Raw genomic sequence first — 19371 nt, 5'->3', positions numbered from 1 at the left:
ATTGATCGATGTCTTTCAATATTGCGTTAAGCGGCTTACAAGCAACCACACAAGATCTAAACACTATCAGTAATAACATTGCTAACTCATCTACCATCGGATTTCGCAGTGGTCGCAGTGAGTTTTCAGCCATTTACAATGGCGGTCAAGCTGGCGGTGTGAACGTAATGAATACCAGCCAAAACTTCAGTGCTGGCGGTAGCTTAACTTACACTGGTCGCCAACTAGATATGGGTATTCAAGGCGATGGTTTCTTTATGCTAAGCGGCCAAGACGGCAGCACCATGTACTCAAGAGCCGGTATGTTTAACCAAAATGCTGATGGCTTTGTTACTGACCCTGCAGGCAACCGTTTACAGGGATACTCAGTGAGTGCTGCTGGTAATCTGCAGACAGGTAACGTTACCGACCTACAAGTACAAGCCGGAGCCCTACCTGCCCAAGCGACCTCAACCATTGGCTTGATCTCTAACTTAGATGCTAGAGTCGAAGAGATTGACCCTGCAACAACCCCGTTCGACTCAGATGATGCTTCGACCTATCACTCTTCAAGCACTGTAACAGCCTATGATTCACTCGGTAACGAGCATGCTCTGACCCAATACTACGTTAAGACCGCTGACAACTCTTGGTCTGTACACTACATGATGGGCGACACAGATGTGACTCCAGCAGGTGGCCACCAGCTAAGTTTCGACTCAGACGGTATGCTAACCGCAGGTAAAGATCTGACGCTCAATATCACCGACCCAAATATTATTGGCGGTGCTTCAAACATGAGCCTAGCGCTGAGCTATAACAAGAGCACTCAATACGCTTCTGACTATAACAACTCAAGCCTTAGCCAAAACGGTTACACCTCTGGTGAGCTAAATGGTATTCGCTTAGATGAAAGCGGCATGCTCTACGGAACTTACACCAACGGTCAAGAGCAGTTACAAGGCCAAGTCGTTCTAGCTGATTTCAATAACCCTAACGGCTTAATTCCTCAGAGTAACAATGCTTGGGCTGCAACGAATGCTGCGGGTCAGCCAATCATAGGCACACCAACTACCGGCACCTTAGGTTCAATTGCGGGCGGTTACCTTGAAGGTTCAAACGTCGATCAAACCGCCGAAATGGTTAACTTGATGACGGCGCAGCGTAACTATCAGTCGAATGCCAAGGTGTTAGATACTAACTCCACCATGCAACAAGCCTTGCTAAACGCGATTTAAGGCTGACTCATGGACAGAATGATATATACAGCAGCAAAAGGCGCCGCCAGAGTGATGGAGGCGCAAGCGATCCGCGCCAACAACCTCGCCAACGCTGATACCACAGGCTTTAAAGCTGACTTAGAGCGCGTTAATGCCATGACTATTGCCCCGACAGGTAATAGCTTACAGACACGTGTGCTCGCCCAAACCCAGAGCAGTGGTTTCAATCTGCAAAGTGGCGCCATGAACCCTACAGGTAGAACCTTAGATCTCGCCATCAACGATGCAGGTTTGTTCTCAGTGATGACAGCTGAAGGCGAAGGTTATACCCGCTCAGGTGCCATCACCCCCGATGCCAACGGCCAGCTCACCTTAGATGGCCGCCCTGTCGCTGGTGTCAACGGTCCTATCGTACTGCCAGAATACCGCGAACTTTTTGTTGGCGATGACGGCAGACTCAGCATTATTGCCGATGAAGGCGGCATTATCGAAGAAGTTGGCCAGCTCAAGCTGGTTAATCCCGATATTGGCCTGATGAGCAAGGGCCTAGATGGCTTGCTGTATACCGCCGACCGCCAACCGTTACCAGCTAGTGATGAAGTGACTGTCAGCAGCGGTTTTCTCGAAGCCAGTAACGTCCAAGCCGTGGGCGAACTTATCGCCGCGATGGATTTGAGCCGTCAGTTTGAAGTACAGGTCAAACTGATGAAGAGCGCCGAAAAACTCGCAGAAGCAGGCAACCGCTTGCTACGTGATGCGTAGACCAATTTTTTAAAGCCTAGACTTTAAAGGAAAAACAGATGCAATCAGCTTTATGGGTCAGTAAAACCGGTTTAACCGCCCAAGATACCAAGATGACCACCATTGCCAACAACTTGGCAAACGTTAATACCACAGGCTTTAAGCGCGACCGCGTTGCTTTTAACGACCTGTTCTATCAAGTACAGCGCCAGCCTGGCGGTCAAGTCGATGAGCAAAACGAGCTACCATCAGGCTTGCAACTCGGTACCGGTACTCGTGTTGCGGGTACCCAAAAAGTCTTTACCTCGGGTGACATGCTCACCACTAATCAACAACTCGATTTGGCGATTGAAGGCCAAGGATTTTTTCAAATTGAAGAAGCCAATGGTGAGTTAAGCTACTCCCGTGACGGCCAGTTCTATCGCAACAGCGAAGGTCTTATGGTGACCTCTCAAGGTTTACCGCTAGCACCCAATATTGAGATCCCAGAAGACGCACTCAATGTCACTATCGCCAGTGACGGCATCGTCTCTGCCCAGATGGCAGGCCAAACCGACTCACAAGAATTAGGCCAGATCACCTTGGTTAATTTTACCAATCCAGCCGGACTCGAAGCCCGTGGTAATAACCTGTATCGTGAAACTGGCGCATCTGGCGCAGCGGTTGAAGGTATTGCAGGTGACCAAGCTCTAGGCCAAATACGCCAAGGAGCACTAGAAGGCGCTAACGTCAACGTCGTAGAGGAAATGGTCGAAATGATCTCAACTCAGCGCGCCTACGAAATGAACGCCAAAGTCGTGTCGGCCTCAGACGACATGCTTAAGTTCCTCAACCAAGCGCTGTAACCAGCGCTTTATTGACTGGCTCAACCATGGCTTATCAACCAACAACACTCGAAAAGGGCTCCAGCATGCAATCACTATGGCTAAGCTTTTGCGTAGGCTTAACATTACTGCTATCAGGCTGTGCCGCGCACATCCCCGAACCAGATACCGCACCAGGAAACCCAGAGTGGGCGCCGCCAGAAATTGATTACAGCCTACCACCAGCTGAGAACGGCAGTGTTTATCGTCCAGGCTTTATGTTGACGCTATTTAAAGATAAGCGCGCCTATCGTGAGGGTGACATTCTCACCGTGGCGCTGGATGAAAAAACCTATTCGAGTAAACGCGCCGACACTAAAACCAGTAAATCAGGCGGTGTATCAATTGACGGCCAAGGCACTACGGGCACAAGCAGTATTGCTGGCAGCGGTGAAGCCAATATGGGGCGCTCTTTTAACGGTACAGGTTCAAGCACTCAACAGAACCAGTTATCAGGATCTATCACGGTGACCGTCGCTAAGGTACTACCTAATGGCGCTTTGTTGATCCGCGGCGAGAAGTGGTTGCGTTTAAACCAAGGCGATGAGTACCTGCGTTTACTCGGGCTAATCCGCGCCGACGATATTGGCAACGACAACACCATTTCATCACAACGTATCGCCGATGCACGAATCATTTATGGTGGCCAAGGCGCTATCTCAGATAGTAATCGCATGGGCTGGGCCGCTCGCTACTTCAATAGCCCTTGGTTTCCCTTGTAATCGTTTGTTTGAATATTCAAAAGTCAGGATTGTGTGAATGAAAAAAATAGCCATCTTTATGCTCAGTATGTTGCTCGGCTTATCACCTTTACTTCCAGTTAAGGCACAGGTTCAGCACCGCTATCTGATGGATATTGTCGATGTGCAAGGGATCCGTGACAACCAACTCGTTGGTTATGGTCTAGTCGTGGGTCTAGACGGTACAGGTGACCGTACTCAAGTCCGCTTTACCAGTCAGTCTATCGTTAACATGCTTAAACAATTTGGGGTGCAGATTGATGACAAGACCGACCCGAAACTGAAAAACGTCGCCGCGGTTGCGGTTCACGCCACCGTACCGCCACTAGCAAGCCCTGGACAAACATTAGATATTACCGTGTCATCACTCGGTGATGCTAAAAGCCTACGTGGCGGTACGCTATTGATGACGCCAATGCGCGCCGTCGATGGCGAAGTTTATGCCGTCGCTCAAGGCAACTTAGTTGTCGGTGGTGTTTCGGCACAAGGACGCAACGGCAGCTCAATCACTATTAATGTACCGACGGTCGGGAATATACCTAACGGTGCTCTGTTAGAAGCTGCAATGCACAGTAGCTTTAATGAAAACGAGCACATTGTCCTTAACTTAATCGACCCTAGTTTTAAAACTGCCCGCAATATTGAGCGTGCAGTCAACGAGCTATTCGGCCCCGATGTCGCTGAAGCCGATAGCAGCGCAAAGGTAATCGTACGAGCGCCTAGCTCGAACCGCCAACGCGTCACCTTTATGTCTATGCTGGAAGAGCTGCAAATTGAGCAAGGTCGTAAATCCCCACGAGTGGTATTTAACAGCCGTACCGGCACCGTGGTTATGGGCGGCGATGTGGTGGTACGTAAAGCTGCTGTCAGTCATGGCAACCTCACTGTGACCATTGTTGAACAAGAGTTTGTTAGCCAACCTAATGGGGCCTACCTAGGCCAAGCACAGGGTGAAACGGTTGTAACAAACGACAGCAAAGTCAATATTGATGAAGGCAATAGCCATATGTTCGTCTGGCCTGAAGGTACCGCCCTCAATGATATTGTTCGCGCAGTAAATAGTTTAGGGGCCTCCCCGATGGATCTAATGGCAATATTACAAGCGCTAAATGAAGCGGGCGCGCTTGAAGCCGAATTAGTGGTGATTTAATGAAACTCGACAATAACCATAGTTACCTCAATCAACTCGATGCGGGTGAACTAATTAAAGCAAACGGTGAACACGGTGCCCTTAAACTTGTTAGCCAACAGTTTGAAGCCCAGTTTTTGCAAACCGTCTTAAAACAGATGCGTAGCGCCTCCGATGCAATGGCCGATAAAGACAGCCCGCTCTCTTCACAAAATGATGGTATGTACCGTGACTGGCATGATGCCGAGCTCGCTGGACGCTTAAGTCAGATGCAAAACACCGGGCTTGCGGAGGTGATGACTAAACAATTGTCAGCGGGACTTAAGTCTGAGCCAGAGATGGTCGCCTCTAATAATCAATCGAATGGCACTCCCAATACAGTTGCGATGCAACCCGCTTTAATATTGCCATTTATGACTAAACCGCAAGAGTAAATGACGCTGCTGATTAGCCATCATTTAAAACGATAGAGATAAGGATTCAAGATGAGCATGCTCAACATTGGTATGTCGGGGCTTAATGCCAGCATGGCAGCCCTAACAGCCACTTCCAATAACGTCACCAATGCCATGGTGCCAGGATATTCTCGTCAGCAAGTGATGCTTAGCTCTGTTGGTAATGGTGTCTACGGCAGTGGTTCAGGCGTGATGGTCGACGGTGTGCGCCGGATATCGGATCAATATGAAGTCGCGCAGTTATGGAACACCACCAGCAACCTAGGCTTTGCTCAGACTCAATCGAGCTATTTAGGCCAAGTAGAGCAGATTTTTGGCTCTGAAGGTAACAGTATTTCAGCCGGTCTAGACCTATTATTTGCCTCACTAAACTCGGCGATGGAACAGCCTAGCGAGATAGCTCATCGCCAAGGTGTACTCAACGAAGCTAAAGCGCTGACTCAACGTTTCAACTCCATTAGTGAAGGCTTGAACTCTCAAGTAAGTCAAGTTGAAGGCCAGATTGGCGCCTCAGCTAAAGAGATCAACGCTCAACTAAAAACTATCGCGAGCTTTAACGCTGAAATACAATCATCAAACGCTTCTGGCAACGTGCCTTTAGAGTTACTCGATGCGCGAGATGCCGCTATCGATGATCTGTCAGCGATTGTAGATATCAATGTGGTTGAAGACTCTAGTGGCATGATCAACATCTCGCTAGCCCAAGGTCAGCCTCTGTTATCTGGCACAATTGCCTCAAAGGTCCAGGTTACTCCCGATCCGGCTAATCCCAAGTTTAGTCAGCTAAGCATTCAGTTCGGACAATCGAGCTTTCCACTTGATGAAACCGCCGGTGGTAGCTTGGGCGCACTGATCGACTATCGTGATAATAGCATGGTCGACTCGATGGCTTTCATCGATGAGCTGGCCATGGCCATGGCTGATGAATTTAATGCCGTGCTTGCTGGCGGTACCGATTTAAATGGTAATACACCAACCCAAAACTTGTTCACTTACGACCCAACAAACCCAGCAGGTAGTCTAAAGATGACTGCGGGGTTTAACGCTGACATGCTGGCTTTTGGTAAAGACGGGACACCTGGGGATAACAGCAACCTTAAGGAACTGGTCGAAATCGCTAACAAGAGTTTTACCTTTAGCTCCATGGGTGTCGATACCACCATGGGCGATGCGTTCGCCAGTAAGATTGGAGAGCTAGGTTCGGCCTCTCGCCAAGCTAAGATGTCTAAAGACACGGCTGAAACCCTCCAACTTGAAGCCCAAAAACAATGGGCCAGCACCAGTGGCGTTAATATGGATGAAGAGGGCGTTAACCTCATCATCTATCAGCAGTCTTACCAAGCCAATGCCAAAGTTATCTCGACTGCCGATCAGCTATTTCAAACCATTTTGAACAGTATTTAAGGAGCTCTTCATGCGCGTAAGTATGCTTAATCTCTATAGCAGTAATTTACAGAGTCTGCAGAACTCCACTGCCGATATCGCCAGAATCAACGAGATGATGTCCACTGCCAAATCAATTCTACGCCCATCTGATGACCCTATTGGCTCAGTAAGGGTGATGGGCAACGAGCGAGATATGGCTGCGACTAATCAGTACATTAAAAATACCGAGTCGTTAAGTACCAGCTTTAGTCGCTCTGAAACCTATATGTCGAGCATGGTCGAGCTGCAAGGGCGTATGCGTGAAATCACTGTATCAGCCAATAATGGCAGTTTGTCTCCTGAAGATAGAGCGGCTTATGCCGCCGAGATGAACGAGCTACTGGAAGCCTTTGCCGACACCCTTAACGCTAAAGACGAAGCGGGTAACTACCTTTTTTCAGGCAACAAAACTGATACGCCTCCAATCGGTAAAGACGCCAGTGGTAACTATGTTTATCAGGGAGATACCAATACTCGAGAAGTACAAACCTCTGGTTCGTCTTGGATGACAGCGAACAGCACCGCTGCAGATTTTATTTTTTCTAACGGTAGCACCGATATTCTGAATCAAACTAAAGACTTTATCGCAGCACTCGAAGACCCGACGCTTTCCCCTGGCGATCCTGTATTTAGTCAAGCTGCCACCGACATGCAAACTAGCTTAGATGACACTCTGACCAGCATCAGCTCGGCGATCACCGATATTGGTGGCAAGCAGAATACCTTGAGCTTAGTGCAAGCTTCGCACGAAGAACGGGTACTATTTAATAAAGAAGTGATAGGTGAAACTGAAGGCTTAGATTATGCTCAAGCCACAGCGGAGTTCAACTTAAAGCTGACAACCCTAAAAGTGACGCAGCAAACCTTTGTACAGGTATCGCAACTGTCACTTTTTAACCATATATAATTTTAACCAGCTTAAGAGAAGTCAATGCTCAACGGGATTTCAGACGCACTTAATGTACAGCAGCGCAGCCAGACGGTTGCGCCCACTGCTAGCGTGCAGCTACCAGTTAAAGAGCAAACCAAAGCAAACGTTGCTAGCATTCCTACCCACAGATTAGAGAGCTATAGTAAGTGGGCGAAAGTGACACAGGGTCAACATAAGATCAGTGCTTCACAAGTCGCAGAAAAGGGGCTGCAGCAAGTACAAAGCCTACTTAAGCAGTTGCAAGGCCATGGTCAGCAATCCTTGTCGACGAATACAGGGACTGAGCAATTTAGTCGTATTCAGCAGCTACAACAAAAGTTAGCCCAATTAGAGGTAAGCTATCAAGGTAAGCCTCTGATCGATCATCAGCTCAATCTTATCTCGCCCCAAAGACCAGCAAGTCAATACTGCTTTAGCTTGAAATCGGTAGATTTAGCTGCTGTAAAACTCCGAGATGAGCAGCTTAATATGCAAATTGGCAATGAGTCGATAAGAGTTCTATTACCCGCAAATGCTCAACCTATGGAGCTGATTAACCAACTCAATAACGCCTTAAAACCTATAGACATGCAGGCGGTGAGGAATAACGACGGTAAGCTTATCTTCAAGAGCAGTAAGCAGCAATGGCAGCAGGTTCAGTCAGGATTAATGATGACCGGGCAAGGGCAGCGTTTACCCGCCGGTGACGCTAGAACCATCAAGGTCAGTGAGGAGCTTAATTGGCAAGATCCTAGAGAGTGGCGCTTCAACAGCCAAACTGAAATCAAGCAATCTCTGGCCAAAATAGCAAAATCACGCCATAAAGTTGAGTCCCAATTACAAGAGCTCAATGCCAGTCAGCAACACCTCAAGTTGCAACTACAAAAAGTAAACCTTCACAAAGATGCTGGACTAGAACTTGAAGCCACTTTGACTCAAGTATCCGAGCTAATGCAGTCCTCGCCTTTTAGCCTACAAGTGACTTCACTGATGGCACAGGCAAACTTTACCCGTCCTCAGGTATCCGCATTATTATCTTAGTTGAGTGAGGTGAGGCCAAAACCATGGCCTCACAAACTAAACTATCATCGAAAAAACCATGAGCGGAAAAGATTACGATAACAAGGTCAGTATTGAAGCTAAATCATCAAATTTAGCTTCATCTAAAAGATTAATAGCATACTGACTATAGTTGGCTTTATGCTGCCTATTGGTGTGGTAAACCTGAAAACACATGATGATGTCATGCTCAGACAAGCCATTGTTTTTAGACGCAATCACGGCTAAATAACAACGCAACATAAAGAAATCTAACAACATCACCCTAAAGGCTTGCGATGGTGTCAGCTTATCAACCTGGGGGAAACTCATATGGTAAAAGTAATAAAGCAGATAACGACTAAATAACTCTTGTTGGCCACCTATTGCAGGTTCAGCTATCTCTTTCCAAGCTTGATTAATACTGCTCATACTAATGTTTTCATGCTCATCTGCCATTGAGCAAATAGCTTGGTTTATTAGCTCAAACCGACTCCGACCTCGCCTCACTTTATTGGTATTCAACCACAATTGAATGGAGGTAAATGCATGCATTTGGTGTGTATCTGTATCTTGATTAAAGCCCTCGAAATGCTGCTTAAGCTGACCGTTATCACTTAAAATAACAAGCTGCTGAAACATACTATCGAGAGCACTACTTTCAACTTCCCCTTTAGCCGCTTTATCTGCAGTATTCATCAAAATACCGATAGCGGTAAGACCGAGTTCCAGCGGTTGTTCAGGCTTTAACAGTAATTGAATTGAATAATCATAAGCTTTTTGGGCCCAAAGTGGTGTCGCCTTGTAGCTACGATGATGATTAATTGCTGTTCGCTGCAAACTAAATGCATCGGGTCGAAGCAAAATATTTCTCGCTGCCTCAGGGCAAGATAATGATAGGCTGTCATAGCGATCCCCACCCCTCATATGCGACATTCTTGGATAGGTCTTGCAAGTATTACTCAGCAATGCCTCCCCGGCCTTAGCATGAATTTGGCAGAGTTTATTGTCATCTAAAAAGCCACATGCCCCCTCTTCATTCAATACCGCTTGAGCCCACACCTGATCACTCTTTTTGACCTTTTTCAGTGCCGTTTTAGCCAAAACCTTAAGCTCGCTATGTGCCAAGGTTTTTTTATAGCTCTGCTTATCAATATGGATATTCCAGCCATAACAGCAACTGTCTTCACACTCGCCGCCAATACAGCTGAAGTTAGTGACGAAACTGGGTCTAATGAGTGAATGCTTCATTATTGCTCTCTTTATTATCAAGTTTTGGCCAAGCCTAGATATGCTTATTAAGAGCGACCAAAACACCGATTAACTAAAGTCTTTTTTGTCATTCACCAATTATAATTAAAAATATTTAATCCTTAATATTCATACAGATAAACTTAAAGCAACAAATTAAATCACCAATTGCTTTCAGTTTTCATTTAGCGCGTCGTTTTAAGATTATAGAAACCAAACAATCAGTAAAACTCAAAGGAATATCCTATGTTATCTGTAATGACAAACAACGCGTCTAACATCGCTCAAAATGCTGTCACTAAAAATAACGACCTACTTAGCAACGCTATGGAGCGTCTATCTACAGGTCTTCGCATCAACAGTGCGTCTGACGATGCTGCGGGTCTACAGATTGCGACTCGCCTAAACGCTAACGTAACAGGTATGGAAACAGCTGGCCGTAACGTGTCTGACGCGACTTCTATGCTACAAACTGCCGATGGCGCACTAGATGAGCTAAACAACATTGCTTCTCGTCAAAAAGAATTAGCGACGCAAGCAGCTAACGGCGTGAACTCAGCAGAAGACATCAAAGCACTAGGTGCTGAATATAAAGAACTTAACGCTGAGGCTAATCGTATTATCGACAGCACTGAATACGGTGGAAACAAGCTATTCACTGAACTAGATAAAGGTGTTGGCTTCCAGATCGGCGCCTCAAACACAGCTTCAGAGCAGCTAACGGTTACAACTAAAGTAGCTGATGTTAAAGCTCTTTTTGTTGGCGAAATTACAGATTCTGCAACAGCTAAAGCTCAAATTGACAACGTTGATAAGATTATTGACACCGTAGGTACTGAGCGTTCTAACCTAGGTGCTAGCATTAACCGCCTAGGTCACACAGCATCTAACCTAACTAACGTTACCGAAAATACTAAAGCGGCTGCTGGTCGTATCATGGATACCGATTTTGCGGTAGAAACGGCAGCGATGACCAAAAACCAGCTACTCGTTCAAGCCGGTACTAACATCCTGTCTTCTTCAAACCAAAACACTGGTTTGGTTATGGGTCTATTGGGCTAATCTTCCCCCCATTCTCCCAACTTTCTATCAAGGGCCTTCGGGCCCTTTTTTTTGGCAACAAATTCCCCGCAAAACTTCAGTGCCCCTAGCTTGAGGTCGCCTTACTTATTACATGGTTGTAGTGAACATAGTGCAATAGTCGCAAGCGGAAGCAGTACTTCCCTTTAAGCGTTAGTAACGGAAGGAAAGTTAATCCGCCACATGCAGCTAAAGATTTAAAGAACATGTAAAACATATACTTAACTATTGGCACAAAGATTGCCAATTGCATTACAGCAAGATTGGAGGATCAAATGATTTCAGGTATGGGTGGCGCCTCATTCGCCGAACAGCTTATCGTCGCAGAACGCATGGGTAAAGATCAGATATTTGAAAGCAATATGACCAAATATGAGTCGCAACTCGATGCCTATAAGATCCTCGAGCGTAGTCTAAATAGCATGACCAGCAAACTAGAGACAATTGATGGTGACGCTTTCGAGAGCAAAACCTCAACCATTAGTGATGATAATGCCTCAATCACGGTCGAAAGTGGCGCACCTACCGGTAACTATGATCTGCATGTTAAGCAACTAGCCCAGGCACACCAATTAACCAAGAGCTTTGCCAGCGAAACTGAAGTCCTACCGACAACGGGCATGCTAAGCATTCAAGTTGGTCCTAGCGCAGCTGACACCATAGAGATCGACATGGCAGTGCTCAATGCCGATGGCACAAAGACTGTTACCGACCTACGGGATGCCATCAATAACCATTCAGCTAACCCGGGAGTGCAAGCATCTTTGGTCAGAACGGGTGGCCAAGTCGAATTGATGCTGACCTCAAAAGAGACGGGTGAAGCAAACGCCATTGACGTCAAGATGGACGGTGCAGACTGGGGCATGACCGAACGAAAAGCGGCGCAAGATGCGCTGGCGACCCTTAACGGCATAGATATTCAGAGCAGCAGTAACAATTTAACTAACGTTATTGATGGTGTCTCTATTGAACTTAATAAAGTCCACGCAGTAGGTGAAAGCAGTAGCATTAAGATCAAATCTGATACTGACTCCAGCGAACAAGCAATTGAAGATTTTGTTGATATTTTCAATGACTTGATGGACGAAATAAATAAGTTAACTCGCTCCATGGGCAGTGAAGCCTTAGATGATCTTAATAATGAGAATGACGATAACAGCGACAGTGATGAAGATGAAGATAAAGACGAAGATGATGACTTCAACTCTTCAATTACCGAAGATCAGCTAGGCGTACTCAAGGGTGATTCGAGTATTCGAATGCTGCAACAGAATATGCGTGATGCCATTTTTGATGTGGCGCCAAACGGTATGCGTCTATCTGACATCGGTGTAGAAATGGGCCGTGACGGCAAACTCGACATTGACAAAGATAAGTTATCTAAAGCACTAAAAGATGATCCTGACGCGATACAAGCCATGTTTACCGATTCTGGCAGCTATATAGACAGGCTCGATACCATCATCGACCCCTTCACCAAGTTCCAAGGCTCGATGGATCTCAAGCAAGACAACCTTGAGAAACAGATCGAGCGAGTCGAAACCAGTATGGATAATCACGACAGACAGATGGAACAAAGGTATCAAATTTATCTGGCTCAATTTACCGCAATGGAAGCCACTATTAGCCAACTCAACTCAGCTAGCGCACTGTTTTATTAAGGAAATACTAAAAAATGTTGAACGAGCACGATCCCTTTAATGCTTATAAGCAAACCTCTTTGAATGCTAGAGCCGCAGCTGCGAACCCTCACGAGATGGTACGAATGCTTCTCGACGGTCTATTAGAAGAGATCCAGCGTGCTAGCGGCTTTATGCAGCGCAGGAGCTTTGAAGATAAAGGTCAGAGTATCAACAAGTGCCTCAATATTGTGCATGGACTCGATTCCATGCTCGATATCGAAAATGGCGGCGAAGTGGCCACAGGGCTAAACCGTCTTTATGACTATTGCAGTCGCCAGCTGGTAATCGCAAGTGTTGAAAACAGCGTTACCGCCCTAGAACCCATTACCAAGGTAATTACCGATGTCAGAGCAGGTTGGGACAATCTCAATTGAGCAGTGGCAACAGTTTGAAAAAGCGTTGCAATTCTATGCGAGCGCTCAAAACTGGGAAAAACTGGTCATAGTGAATAACAAGATGACTGCTGCACTAAAAATGGCTGGCAAACCAAGTAGTCGATCGCAACTACTTGCGCGTCAATCCTTGGCTAACACCCATCAAAAAATACTTAAACAACTCGCGCAAGCTCAAGACGAACTGAAACAAGAGATGAGTCAATTTAAACAGCAACAAGATGGCCTAGCCGCCTACCAACTGACCTGCGTCAGTGGTGGAGTAAACAATGACTAGCCCTGTACTTCCAAGCACATTTGTCAGCGCATCGACAAACTCTACACAGCCAAGTGCAATAAGGGCCCACGGCGCTAGCCATTACTCTGAGGAGGCCGAGCTACCTAGCGGATCAGAGCCTTTACTGTTTTCGCTAATTCAGCCGTTGCAGCAATCACTTTCTGGTACTGTGCCAGCAATTTCTGCTGGCACAGTAAGCGATCTGAGCCAGCCATTGGGCCAACTACAGCAGCAAACGGCCTATAGCAACACGCAGCTATCAATCGACTCATTCACACAAGCGGCTAGCAATCCGTCGATAGAACATAAAGGCCATTACAGCGCGACATTTCCGCTTAACCAACAAACATTAAATGCTAATCCATTAGCCACGCATAATGTTAGCCAGGCTATCGCCAACCCTACATCACAGGTCACAACGGCGGTTCAATCAGCTCCATTACATTCAGTTCAGTCCACAGCAATAAAAGAGCTTGTTGCGGGTATAAACGGGACTCAGCCTGCCAATACTCATTTGTCGTTAGCGACTGGTATGCTCAAACCTGATAGCGCTACTCACTATTCAGGCTTTCAAGCTGCCACCCAGCAGGTGTCGAGCACATTTGCTCCGAGCTTGATAGAAAGCGCAGGCATCGACGCTATCGATTCTGCTCAAGCTACTGTCAGCTCTCGTACTCACAACACTGTTGCACAGTGGGGGCCCGTTTCGGTATCGCAGTCTGCGCCCTTACTGCAGCAGAGCCACGAAATGCTTTCGCCACTTAGAGAACAACTAAGGTTCCAAATCGATCAACAGATCAAACAAGCTGAAATTAGGCTCGACCCGCCAGAGCTAGGCAAGATTGAACTTAATGTGCGCCTAGATGGTGATCGGCTACATATTCAAATGCATGCAGCTAACCCCTCAGTAAGAGATGCCCTATTAATGGGACTCGATCGACTTCGGGCTGAATTAGCCATGGATCATGGTGGACAAATTGATGTCGATATTAGCCAAGGTGAGTCGCAACAGAAGCAACCACAGGGCTCATCTCAATCGGCGATAGCGGCTGAAAGTTTTCATGAGGCCCAACATTCAACCGCTGATACATCTCAACAAGATCAGGTTGATCTACTCGCATAACTAAGGAACAACTTATGCCTTTAACTAAAAACAGCAGCAAACGGATCAGTCTTTTTCTTTTTATCATTGCATGGACGGCGGGTATTTTTTGGGCTGGTTGGCAATCACCGACACTCATTGGCGGCCCCTTTGTAGAAAAAGAACCAGAAGTTAAATCGGCACAATTCTATCCATTAGATAAGTTTGTCATCTCTATTCCAGGAGATGAATACCCTCACTATTTATTACTAGAAATGGCATTTAAAAGCCGCTCAAATAATGTCGCAAGCATCATTGAGCAAGCCGACCCAGTTATCAAAAATTCATTAATGAAGATGTTCTCAAACAAACATTTCAATGAACTTAATAGTGCAAAACAATTTGAGCCCCTACAACAAGAAGCTCATAACGTGTTATCTGCAGTACTGGAAGAAAATAACTTCGCCATCGAACTTGATGACGTACTGTTTACTCGCATGGTTATTCAATAAAGGCCTATGCTATGAATGCTGCACAATCTGCCTATCAAGAAGTGTCTGAAGATATCGCTGTTAACCGTCTATCCGAGAGTAAGGTGATGGTGCAATATCTGCCTTTAGTAAAGCGCTCCGTATCGCAACTAAGAAGCCATTGTGGCTCTGTTCTGGCCATTGAAGATATGGAGCAGATAGGCATGATGGCATTACTAGAGGCAGCTAGGCGTTACCCTGGAGAATATGATAATGGCTTCCTTTCTTTTGCGGGCCAGCGGATCCGCGGCGCGATTTTAGATGAGCTACGCCGCCAAGATTGGCGACCGCGGCCTGTAAGACAGCAAGCTCACGAACTTAACGACACCGTGCGTCAGCTCACCCGCTTATTGGAAAGAGAGCCAAGTGACAAAGAGGTCGCTGAAGCCATGGGATTGAGTGAAACAGAATACCGAGAGCGCTTATTTGCCTCCCAGTCAGAATCGATGCGCAGCCTAGATGAACTCATAAGCGAAGGCGGAAACTTTGTCGATAACAATGACATATTGGAGCAATTTTCAGCAAAAGAGTGTTTATTCCAAGCTATTTCAAAATTAAACAAAAGAGAACAGCTGATCCTGTCGCTTTACTATCAACATGAACTCAATTTAAAAGAAATTGCCGCAACCTTGGGACTGACTGAAACGCGTATTTGCCAGCTGCACAAACAAGCAGTCAAACAGCTTCAGAACATCTACAAACAATGGGAACGGTAAGCAGGTGAGGTAGTATGAGTAAACTGTTTGGGCTAGTAATAATTCTCTTGTCAGTTTTTGGTGGATATGTGTGGGCAGGGGGAGCATTAATTTCCCTTTGGCAACCAGCCGAAATCCTGATTATCTTTGGTGCAGGTATCGGTGCGCTTATTATCGCTAACCCTAAGCCGGTTCTGAAAGAGATGTCTCAGCAGCTCAAAGATCTAGTAAAGGTCGAACAAGAAGACCCTGACCTTTACCCGCAACTATTTGGTTTAATGAACATGTTAATGTCACAGATCCAGTCTCAAGGGCTGCGAGTACTGGATGACCATGTCGAAAAACCAAGAGAGAGCTCACTGTTCTTAATGTATCCAGCGGTACTTGAACACCCTAACGTGCTTAACTTCCTCATTGATAACCTGAGATTACAATCAATAGGTAAGCTATCTCCTCATGATCTAGAACATATGCTCGAAGAAGAGATCCACCGCATAGATGAAGATAGAATGCGTCCTTCCCATGCACTCGGTAAAGTCGCAGAAGCCATGCCAGGCTTTGGTATTCTTGCCGCGGTAATGGGGATTATCATCACCATGTCGAATATCGATGGCCCAATCACGATGATTGGTGTAAAAGTTGCCGCCGCGCTGGTTGGAACCTTTATCGGGATCTTCGCTTGTTATTGCATATTTGACCCCCTTGCCAAGGCAATGGAGCATTTAGTCGAACGTCAATCGGCCCAGATGCGATGCGTAGCAGCGATGCTAACCGCCTTCGCTAAAGGCAAACCACCAATGCTTGCTATCGATGCTGGACGTAAACAGATCCAAAGTGAAAACCGTCCAACCTTTATCGAACTTGAACGTTGGTTGGTGGAGCAAAAAAGCTAATGGCAATTAGACCTGAGCCTATCGTCATTAGACGCAAAAAGCGCTCCAAGGCTAAAGCCGGTCATGGTGGCGCTTGGAAAGTGGCATTTGCTGACTTTACCTTAGCCATGATGGCGCTATTCATGGTTTTATGGATCATGCAGATAGCCGATCAGCAAGAACGTACTATGATAGTGCAATACCTTAATGGTGATCTTTACGATAATGGCTCAATTAACCCTTTCAACTTAAGTGGTGCACCTTCGATGCTCGACTTTCAAGGGAGTATAGCTATACAACAAGCCGTATTACCTGCAAGCTCTAGTGGCGTTGAACGCAGTGGCCCAGCTATGCATAACCGTATTCCACAAGGTACTGAAAATGCTAAAGCTGGAAAAGGGCCAGAGCTAAACTCCTTGGTTCCTGGTAAGTTTGAAACTCAAGCACAGCTTGAATTCTTAGCAAAAGAAATCGACAAGGTAATCACAGATGTGAGCATGGGCGCCAATGTTGAGCTGCAAGTCGTCCCGCAGGGGGTGCGCATCTTAATGCACGATAATATAAATCAGTTTATGTTCACCCGTGGTAGTGCGGAGATGAAAACTTACTTTGAAGATCTGCTAATGGCCCTTGGCCCACTACTTAGTCAGGTAGAAAATAAGATCACCATTTCAGGCCATACTGATTCAAGCCCTTATGCCGGTAAGACATTCACCAACTGGGAACTATCCAGTAATCGCGCTCTTTTAGCGAGGCGGGTACTTGAATATGGCGGCCTTAAGCGTAATCAAATCATTCAGGTAACAGGCATGGCAGACCAGGCCCCGTACATCATTGATGATACTGCAGCTGCTGCAAATAGGCGTATTGAAGTGTTAGTCATGACCTCTGATGCTGAAAATCAACTACGCCAGATGATGGGACAGCCAATACAGCCAGCAACCCCGAATGATAACGTCCAGCAAGCCAAAAACATTGCCGAAGCCAATCAACCACGGACGAGATACCCGCAGCTATGGACGAGCCAATAGTTACAGTCGGTGAATTTATTCCTGCGGATAAAGAAGTAAAGATACAGAAACCAGGAAAAGAAAGCCGACAATACGTAAGAATGAGCCTAAGAGATAATGACCAACAAGATATACTTTTCGCCAGTGACGGCGTTACGGTTTCTCTATTAAAAAAAGGTTACTTACTAAGTAAGAAGCTTGGTATCGCTAACATAAAAAATATTGGCTTAGGAGGCGCAGGGCTGATTAGTCGCAGTAACTTAAAGGCCAAACAAACTATCTACATATCCATTGATGGCGAAGACTTTCCAATTCAAGTGATGCATGTAGAAAATATTAGTCATAAGCTTAATTTTATTGGCGCTAAATGGGCGCTACAGGAAGAAGAACAAATACTTTATATTATCAATAAAATCTATAGTTTAAGTCGGTCACCACGTAAGTAGTGGTTTAAATAAATTAGGTATTCAGTGACGAATAAGGAGATCACAATGCCTGCTTCATACGAGCGCAAAGGACCCGATGCCTTACAAAAGCTTTTCCTATATTTAATCTTGTTCGATTGGATTATCTTAATCTATTTGATTGTAGAGATTAAACAGATGTCATTCCAGCATGGTGCAACAACTTCAGTCATCGTAGCCATGTTTAACTTATTACTGGTTAACCTATGCTTTAGGCGTGCACGTAGAGCAGAAGATGGATATCAGATCTACCCAGTAATAATTGGTGCTTTACTGTCATTTTTTCTTATCGCCTACTTCTTCTTCTTTTAACTCTCCCGTTTAAGCCTAATTCTGCCCGTTACCAATGTAACGGGCTACGCCAACCAACAAGCCGCAACCAAAACCTTTATAGAAGTTCTATTCCCACTAGATTATTTTAAGCAGTATTTACCCTCCATTTTTAACTCTATGTACTTTGATGATGCAAAACTATTCGCTTAAACCACAATCTATAGGTGGCAGTAGTGCTATGTATACAAGATTAGATTCAACCTTAAGCTGTTAAAAAATAATGACCTAAATAACAGTCGCAGCGATTATTTAGCGGTATCTATCGACCAGTATAAGAAATTGATCTACTTAAGGTATTTAGCAAACCAATTTAAGATTAATTAACAATGGAATAATTGCTCCCTTGTGAAGTGCTTCAACGCAAAAGTATAGGCAGGCTAAAACACTCCTTACTGGTGAGCTTTAGCCTGAGCGATCACACCTTTATACTGATTGTTTATACTGATAGGTATTAGATACACCTACATTATTTTATAAACGCCCAAACCCAAATCCTCTCCAATGCCAGCCATGGCTTCAAGGATAAGTACTTCCTGTACAAATACTCCACCTTAATAAGATAGCTTACTCACAGTTAAACTTGAGTGCCCCTGGAAATTGTCTACGACGAACATGGTTGTGGAAATCATCACTTATACGGATGCATAAAAATTACCTCTTATAGTTCGCGCAGCAAATACATGAGAGTGAAAAACTCCTGATCTGAATACAACACATTCAAGTGCGTTGTAGCGCGAGTAACCTTTTACAAAGCTGGGAGATGTGCCGAATGTAAGCAACACATGGGTGTAGTGTCAGGTCAAGCTCAGTGGCGGTGCGACATTTTCAGCGTTCGCATATACGAAAAAAGCCCGCTGCGTTAGCAACGGGCTTTATCGCTTCTCTTTCGAGAATACTGTTTTGTCTTCTCTTTTACAAAAGTGAAAATAAAAGTGGCGCCTGGAAATGGCCAGCTTCGCGCTCATTAACACATCGCTAAAACGATATTCGCCCTACTATCACCTGGAAATGTAGCATGCTGTGCATGCGCTATTTGCTTGCCCCATGCTCGAGGGGTTTTCTTTCAAGGCTAAAACGAAAAAATCCCCAACACTGAGTGCTGGGGATTTATCGCTTCTCTTTCGAGAATAATTTGGCGCCTGGAAATGACCTACTCTCACATGGGGAGACCCCACACTACCATCGGCGATATTGCGTTTCACTT

The 19371-nt window shown here is 45.7% G+C and carries 21 protein-coding genes; 20 read left to right on the top strand and 1 reads right to left on the bottom strand.

From position 1 onward, the window contains the following. The first annotated feature begins 8 nt into the window (after window positions 1-8). From flgE to ACVBJC_RS11990, 9 genes are all read left to right on the top strand, one after another. A complete protein-coding gene (flgE, locus tag ACVBJC_RS12030; RefSeq protein WP_447161004.1) occupies window positions 9-1217 on the top strand; it encodes a flagellar hook protein FlgE in 1209 nt (402 codons plus the stop codon). A 9-nt stretch (window positions 1218-1226) separates the two neighbouring features. Next, window positions 1227-1961, top strand: a complete 735-nt coding sequence (locus tag ACVBJC_RS12025; RefSeq protein WP_447161003.1) for a flagellar basal body rod protein FlgF — start codon at window positions 1227-1229, stop codon at window positions 1959-1961. Window positions 1962-1999: 38 nt separating this feature from the next. Then, window positions 2000-2785 (top strand): flagellar basal-body rod protein FlgG, encoded by a 786-nt coding sequence (gene flgG, locus ACVBJC_RS12020; RefSeq protein WP_447161002.1) that lies wholly within the window; start codon window positions 2000-2002, stop codon window positions 2783-2785. Window positions 2786-2850: 65 nt separating this feature from the next. Further along, complete coding sequence (gene flgH, locus ACVBJC_RS12015; RefSeq protein ID WP_447161001.1) at window positions 2851-3525, top strand: flagellar basal body L-ring protein FlgH; 675 nt, start codon at window positions 2851-2853, stop codon at window positions 3523-3525. 37 nt (window positions 3526-3562) lie between these two features. Further along, the gene (locus ACVBJC_RS12010; RefSeq protein ID WP_447161000.1) at window positions 3563-4693 is read left to right on the top strand and encodes a flagellar basal body P-ring protein FlgI; all 1131 of its coding nucleotides are present in this window, start codon (window positions 3563-3565) and stop codon (window positions 4691-4693) included. Continuing rightward, window positions 4693-5106 carry a rod-binding protein gene (locus tag ACVBJC_RS12005; RefSeq protein WP_447160999.1) on the top strand — a complete coding sequence of 138 codons (414 nt, stop codon included), beginning with the start codon at window positions 4693-4695 and terminating at the stop codon, window positions 5104-5106. The genes ACVBJC_RS12010 and ACVBJC_RS12005 overlap by 1 nt, the downstream gene beginning before the upstream one ends. Window positions 5107-5157: 51 nt before the next feature. Further along, window positions 5158-6531 (top strand): flagellar hook-associated protein FlgK, encoded by a 1374-nt coding sequence (gene flgK / locus ACVBJC_RS12000; RefSeq protein WP_447160998.1) that lies wholly within the window; start codon window positions 5158-5160, stop codon window positions 6529-6531. A 10-nt stretch (window positions 6532-6541) separates the two neighbouring features. Further along, window positions 6542-7459 (top strand): flagellar hook-associated protein FlgL, encoded by a 918-nt coding sequence (gene flgL / locus ACVBJC_RS11995; RefSeq protein ID WP_447160997.1) that lies wholly within the window; start codon window positions 6542-6544, stop codon window positions 7457-7459. Window positions 7460-7483: 24 nt separating this feature from the next. After that, window positions 7484-8503: a hypothetical protein gene (locus ACVBJC_RS11990; protein WP_447160996.1), complete on the top strand. Its 1020-nt coding sequence runs from the start codon at window positions 7484-7486 to the stop codon at window positions 8501-8503. Window positions 8504-8575: 72 nt separating this feature from the next. On the opposite strand, the gene fliB is transcribed toward ACVBJC_RS11990, so the two are convergent. After that, window positions 8576-9751: a flagellin lysine-N-methylase gene (fliB, locus tag ACVBJC_RS11985; RefSeq protein WP_447160995.1), complete on the bottom strand. Its 1176-nt coding sequence runs from the start codon at window positions 9749-9751 to the stop codon at window positions 8576-8578. A gap of 246 nt (window positions 9752-9997) precedes the next feature. On the opposite strand from fliB, the gene ACVBJC_RS11980 reads away from it, so the two are divergent. From ACVBJC_RS11980 to ACVBJC_RS11930, 11 genes are all read left to right on the top strand, one after another. Continuing rightward, the gene (locus tag ACVBJC_RS11980) at window positions 9998-10813 is read left to right on the top strand and encodes a flagellin N-terminal helical domain-containing protein (RefSeq protein ID WP_447160994.1); all 816 of its coding nucleotides are present in this window, start codon (window positions 9998-10000) and stop codon (window positions 10811-10813) included. Window positions 10814-11106: 293 nt separating this feature from the next. Further along, window positions 11107-12492 (top strand): flagellar filament capping protein FliD, encoded by a 1386-nt coding sequence (gene fliD, locus ACVBJC_RS11975; protein WP_447160993.1) that lies wholly within the window; start codon window positions 11107-11109, stop codon window positions 12490-12492. A 14-nt stretch (window positions 12493-12506) separates the two neighbouring features. Beyond that, entirely contained in the window at window positions 12507-12887 is a 381-nt protein-coding gene (gene fliS / locus ACVBJC_RS11970; protein WP_447160992.1) for a flagellar export chaperone FliS, read from the top strand. Next, complete coding sequence (locus ACVBJC_RS11965) at window positions 12856-13182, top strand: hypothetical protein (protein ID WP_447160991.1); 327 nt, start codon at window positions 12856-12858, stop codon at window positions 13180-13182. Before fliS ends, ACVBJC_RS11965 begins: the two co-directional genes overlap by 32 nt. Continuing rightward, window positions 13175-14305, top strand: a complete 1131-nt coding sequence (locus ACVBJC_RS11960) for a flagellar hook-length control protein FliK (protein WP_447160990.1) — start codon at window positions 13175-13177, stop codon at window positions 14303-14305. The genes ACVBJC_RS11965 and ACVBJC_RS11960 overlap by 8 nt, the downstream gene beginning before the upstream one ends. A gap of 14 nt (window positions 14306-14319) precedes the next feature. Beyond that, a complete protein-coding gene (locus ACVBJC_RS11955; RefSeq protein ID WP_447160989.1) occupies window positions 14320-14775 on the top strand; it encodes a flagellar basal body-associated FliL family protein in 456 nt (151 codons plus the stop codon). Window positions 14776-14786: 11 nt separating this feature from the next. After that, window positions 14787-15509: an RNA polymerase sigma factor FliA gene (locus ACVBJC_RS11950; protein ID WP_447160988.1), complete on the top strand. Its 723-nt coding sequence runs from the start codon at window positions 14787-14789 to the stop codon at window positions 15507-15509. 14 nt (window positions 15510-15523) lie between these two features. After that, the gene (gene motA, locus ACVBJC_RS11945; protein ID WP_447160987.1) at window positions 15524-16381 is read left to right on the top strand and encodes a flagellar motor stator protein MotA; all 858 of its coding nucleotides are present in this window, start codon (window positions 15524-15526) and stop codon (window positions 16379-16381) included. Beyond that, the gene (locus ACVBJC_RS11940; protein WP_447160986.1) at window positions 16381-17391 is read left to right on the top strand and encodes a flagellar motor protein MotB; all 1011 of its coding nucleotides are present in this window, start codon (window positions 16381-16383) and stop codon (window positions 17389-17391) included. Before motA ends, ACVBJC_RS11940 begins: the two co-directional genes overlap by 1 nt. Next, window positions 17376-17816: a hypothetical protein gene (locus ACVBJC_RS11935; RefSeq protein WP_447160985.1), complete on the top strand. Its 441-nt coding sequence runs from the start codon at window positions 17376-17378 to the stop codon at window positions 17814-17816. The genes ACVBJC_RS11940 and ACVBJC_RS11935 overlap by 16 nt, the downstream gene beginning before the upstream one ends. Window positions 17817-17861: 45 nt before the next feature. Then, complete coding sequence (locus tag ACVBJC_RS11930) at window positions 17862-18146, top strand: hypothetical protein (RefSeq protein WP_447160984.1); 285 nt, start codon at window positions 17862-17864, stop codon at window positions 18144-18146. Window positions 18147-19371: the final 1225 nt, after the last annotated feature.

The organism is Shewanella sp. 0m-6, assembly GCF_052977325.1.
The sequence above is the reverse complement of the archived record's forward strand: the minus strand, read 5'-3'. Positions and strand labels throughout refer to the sequence as shown.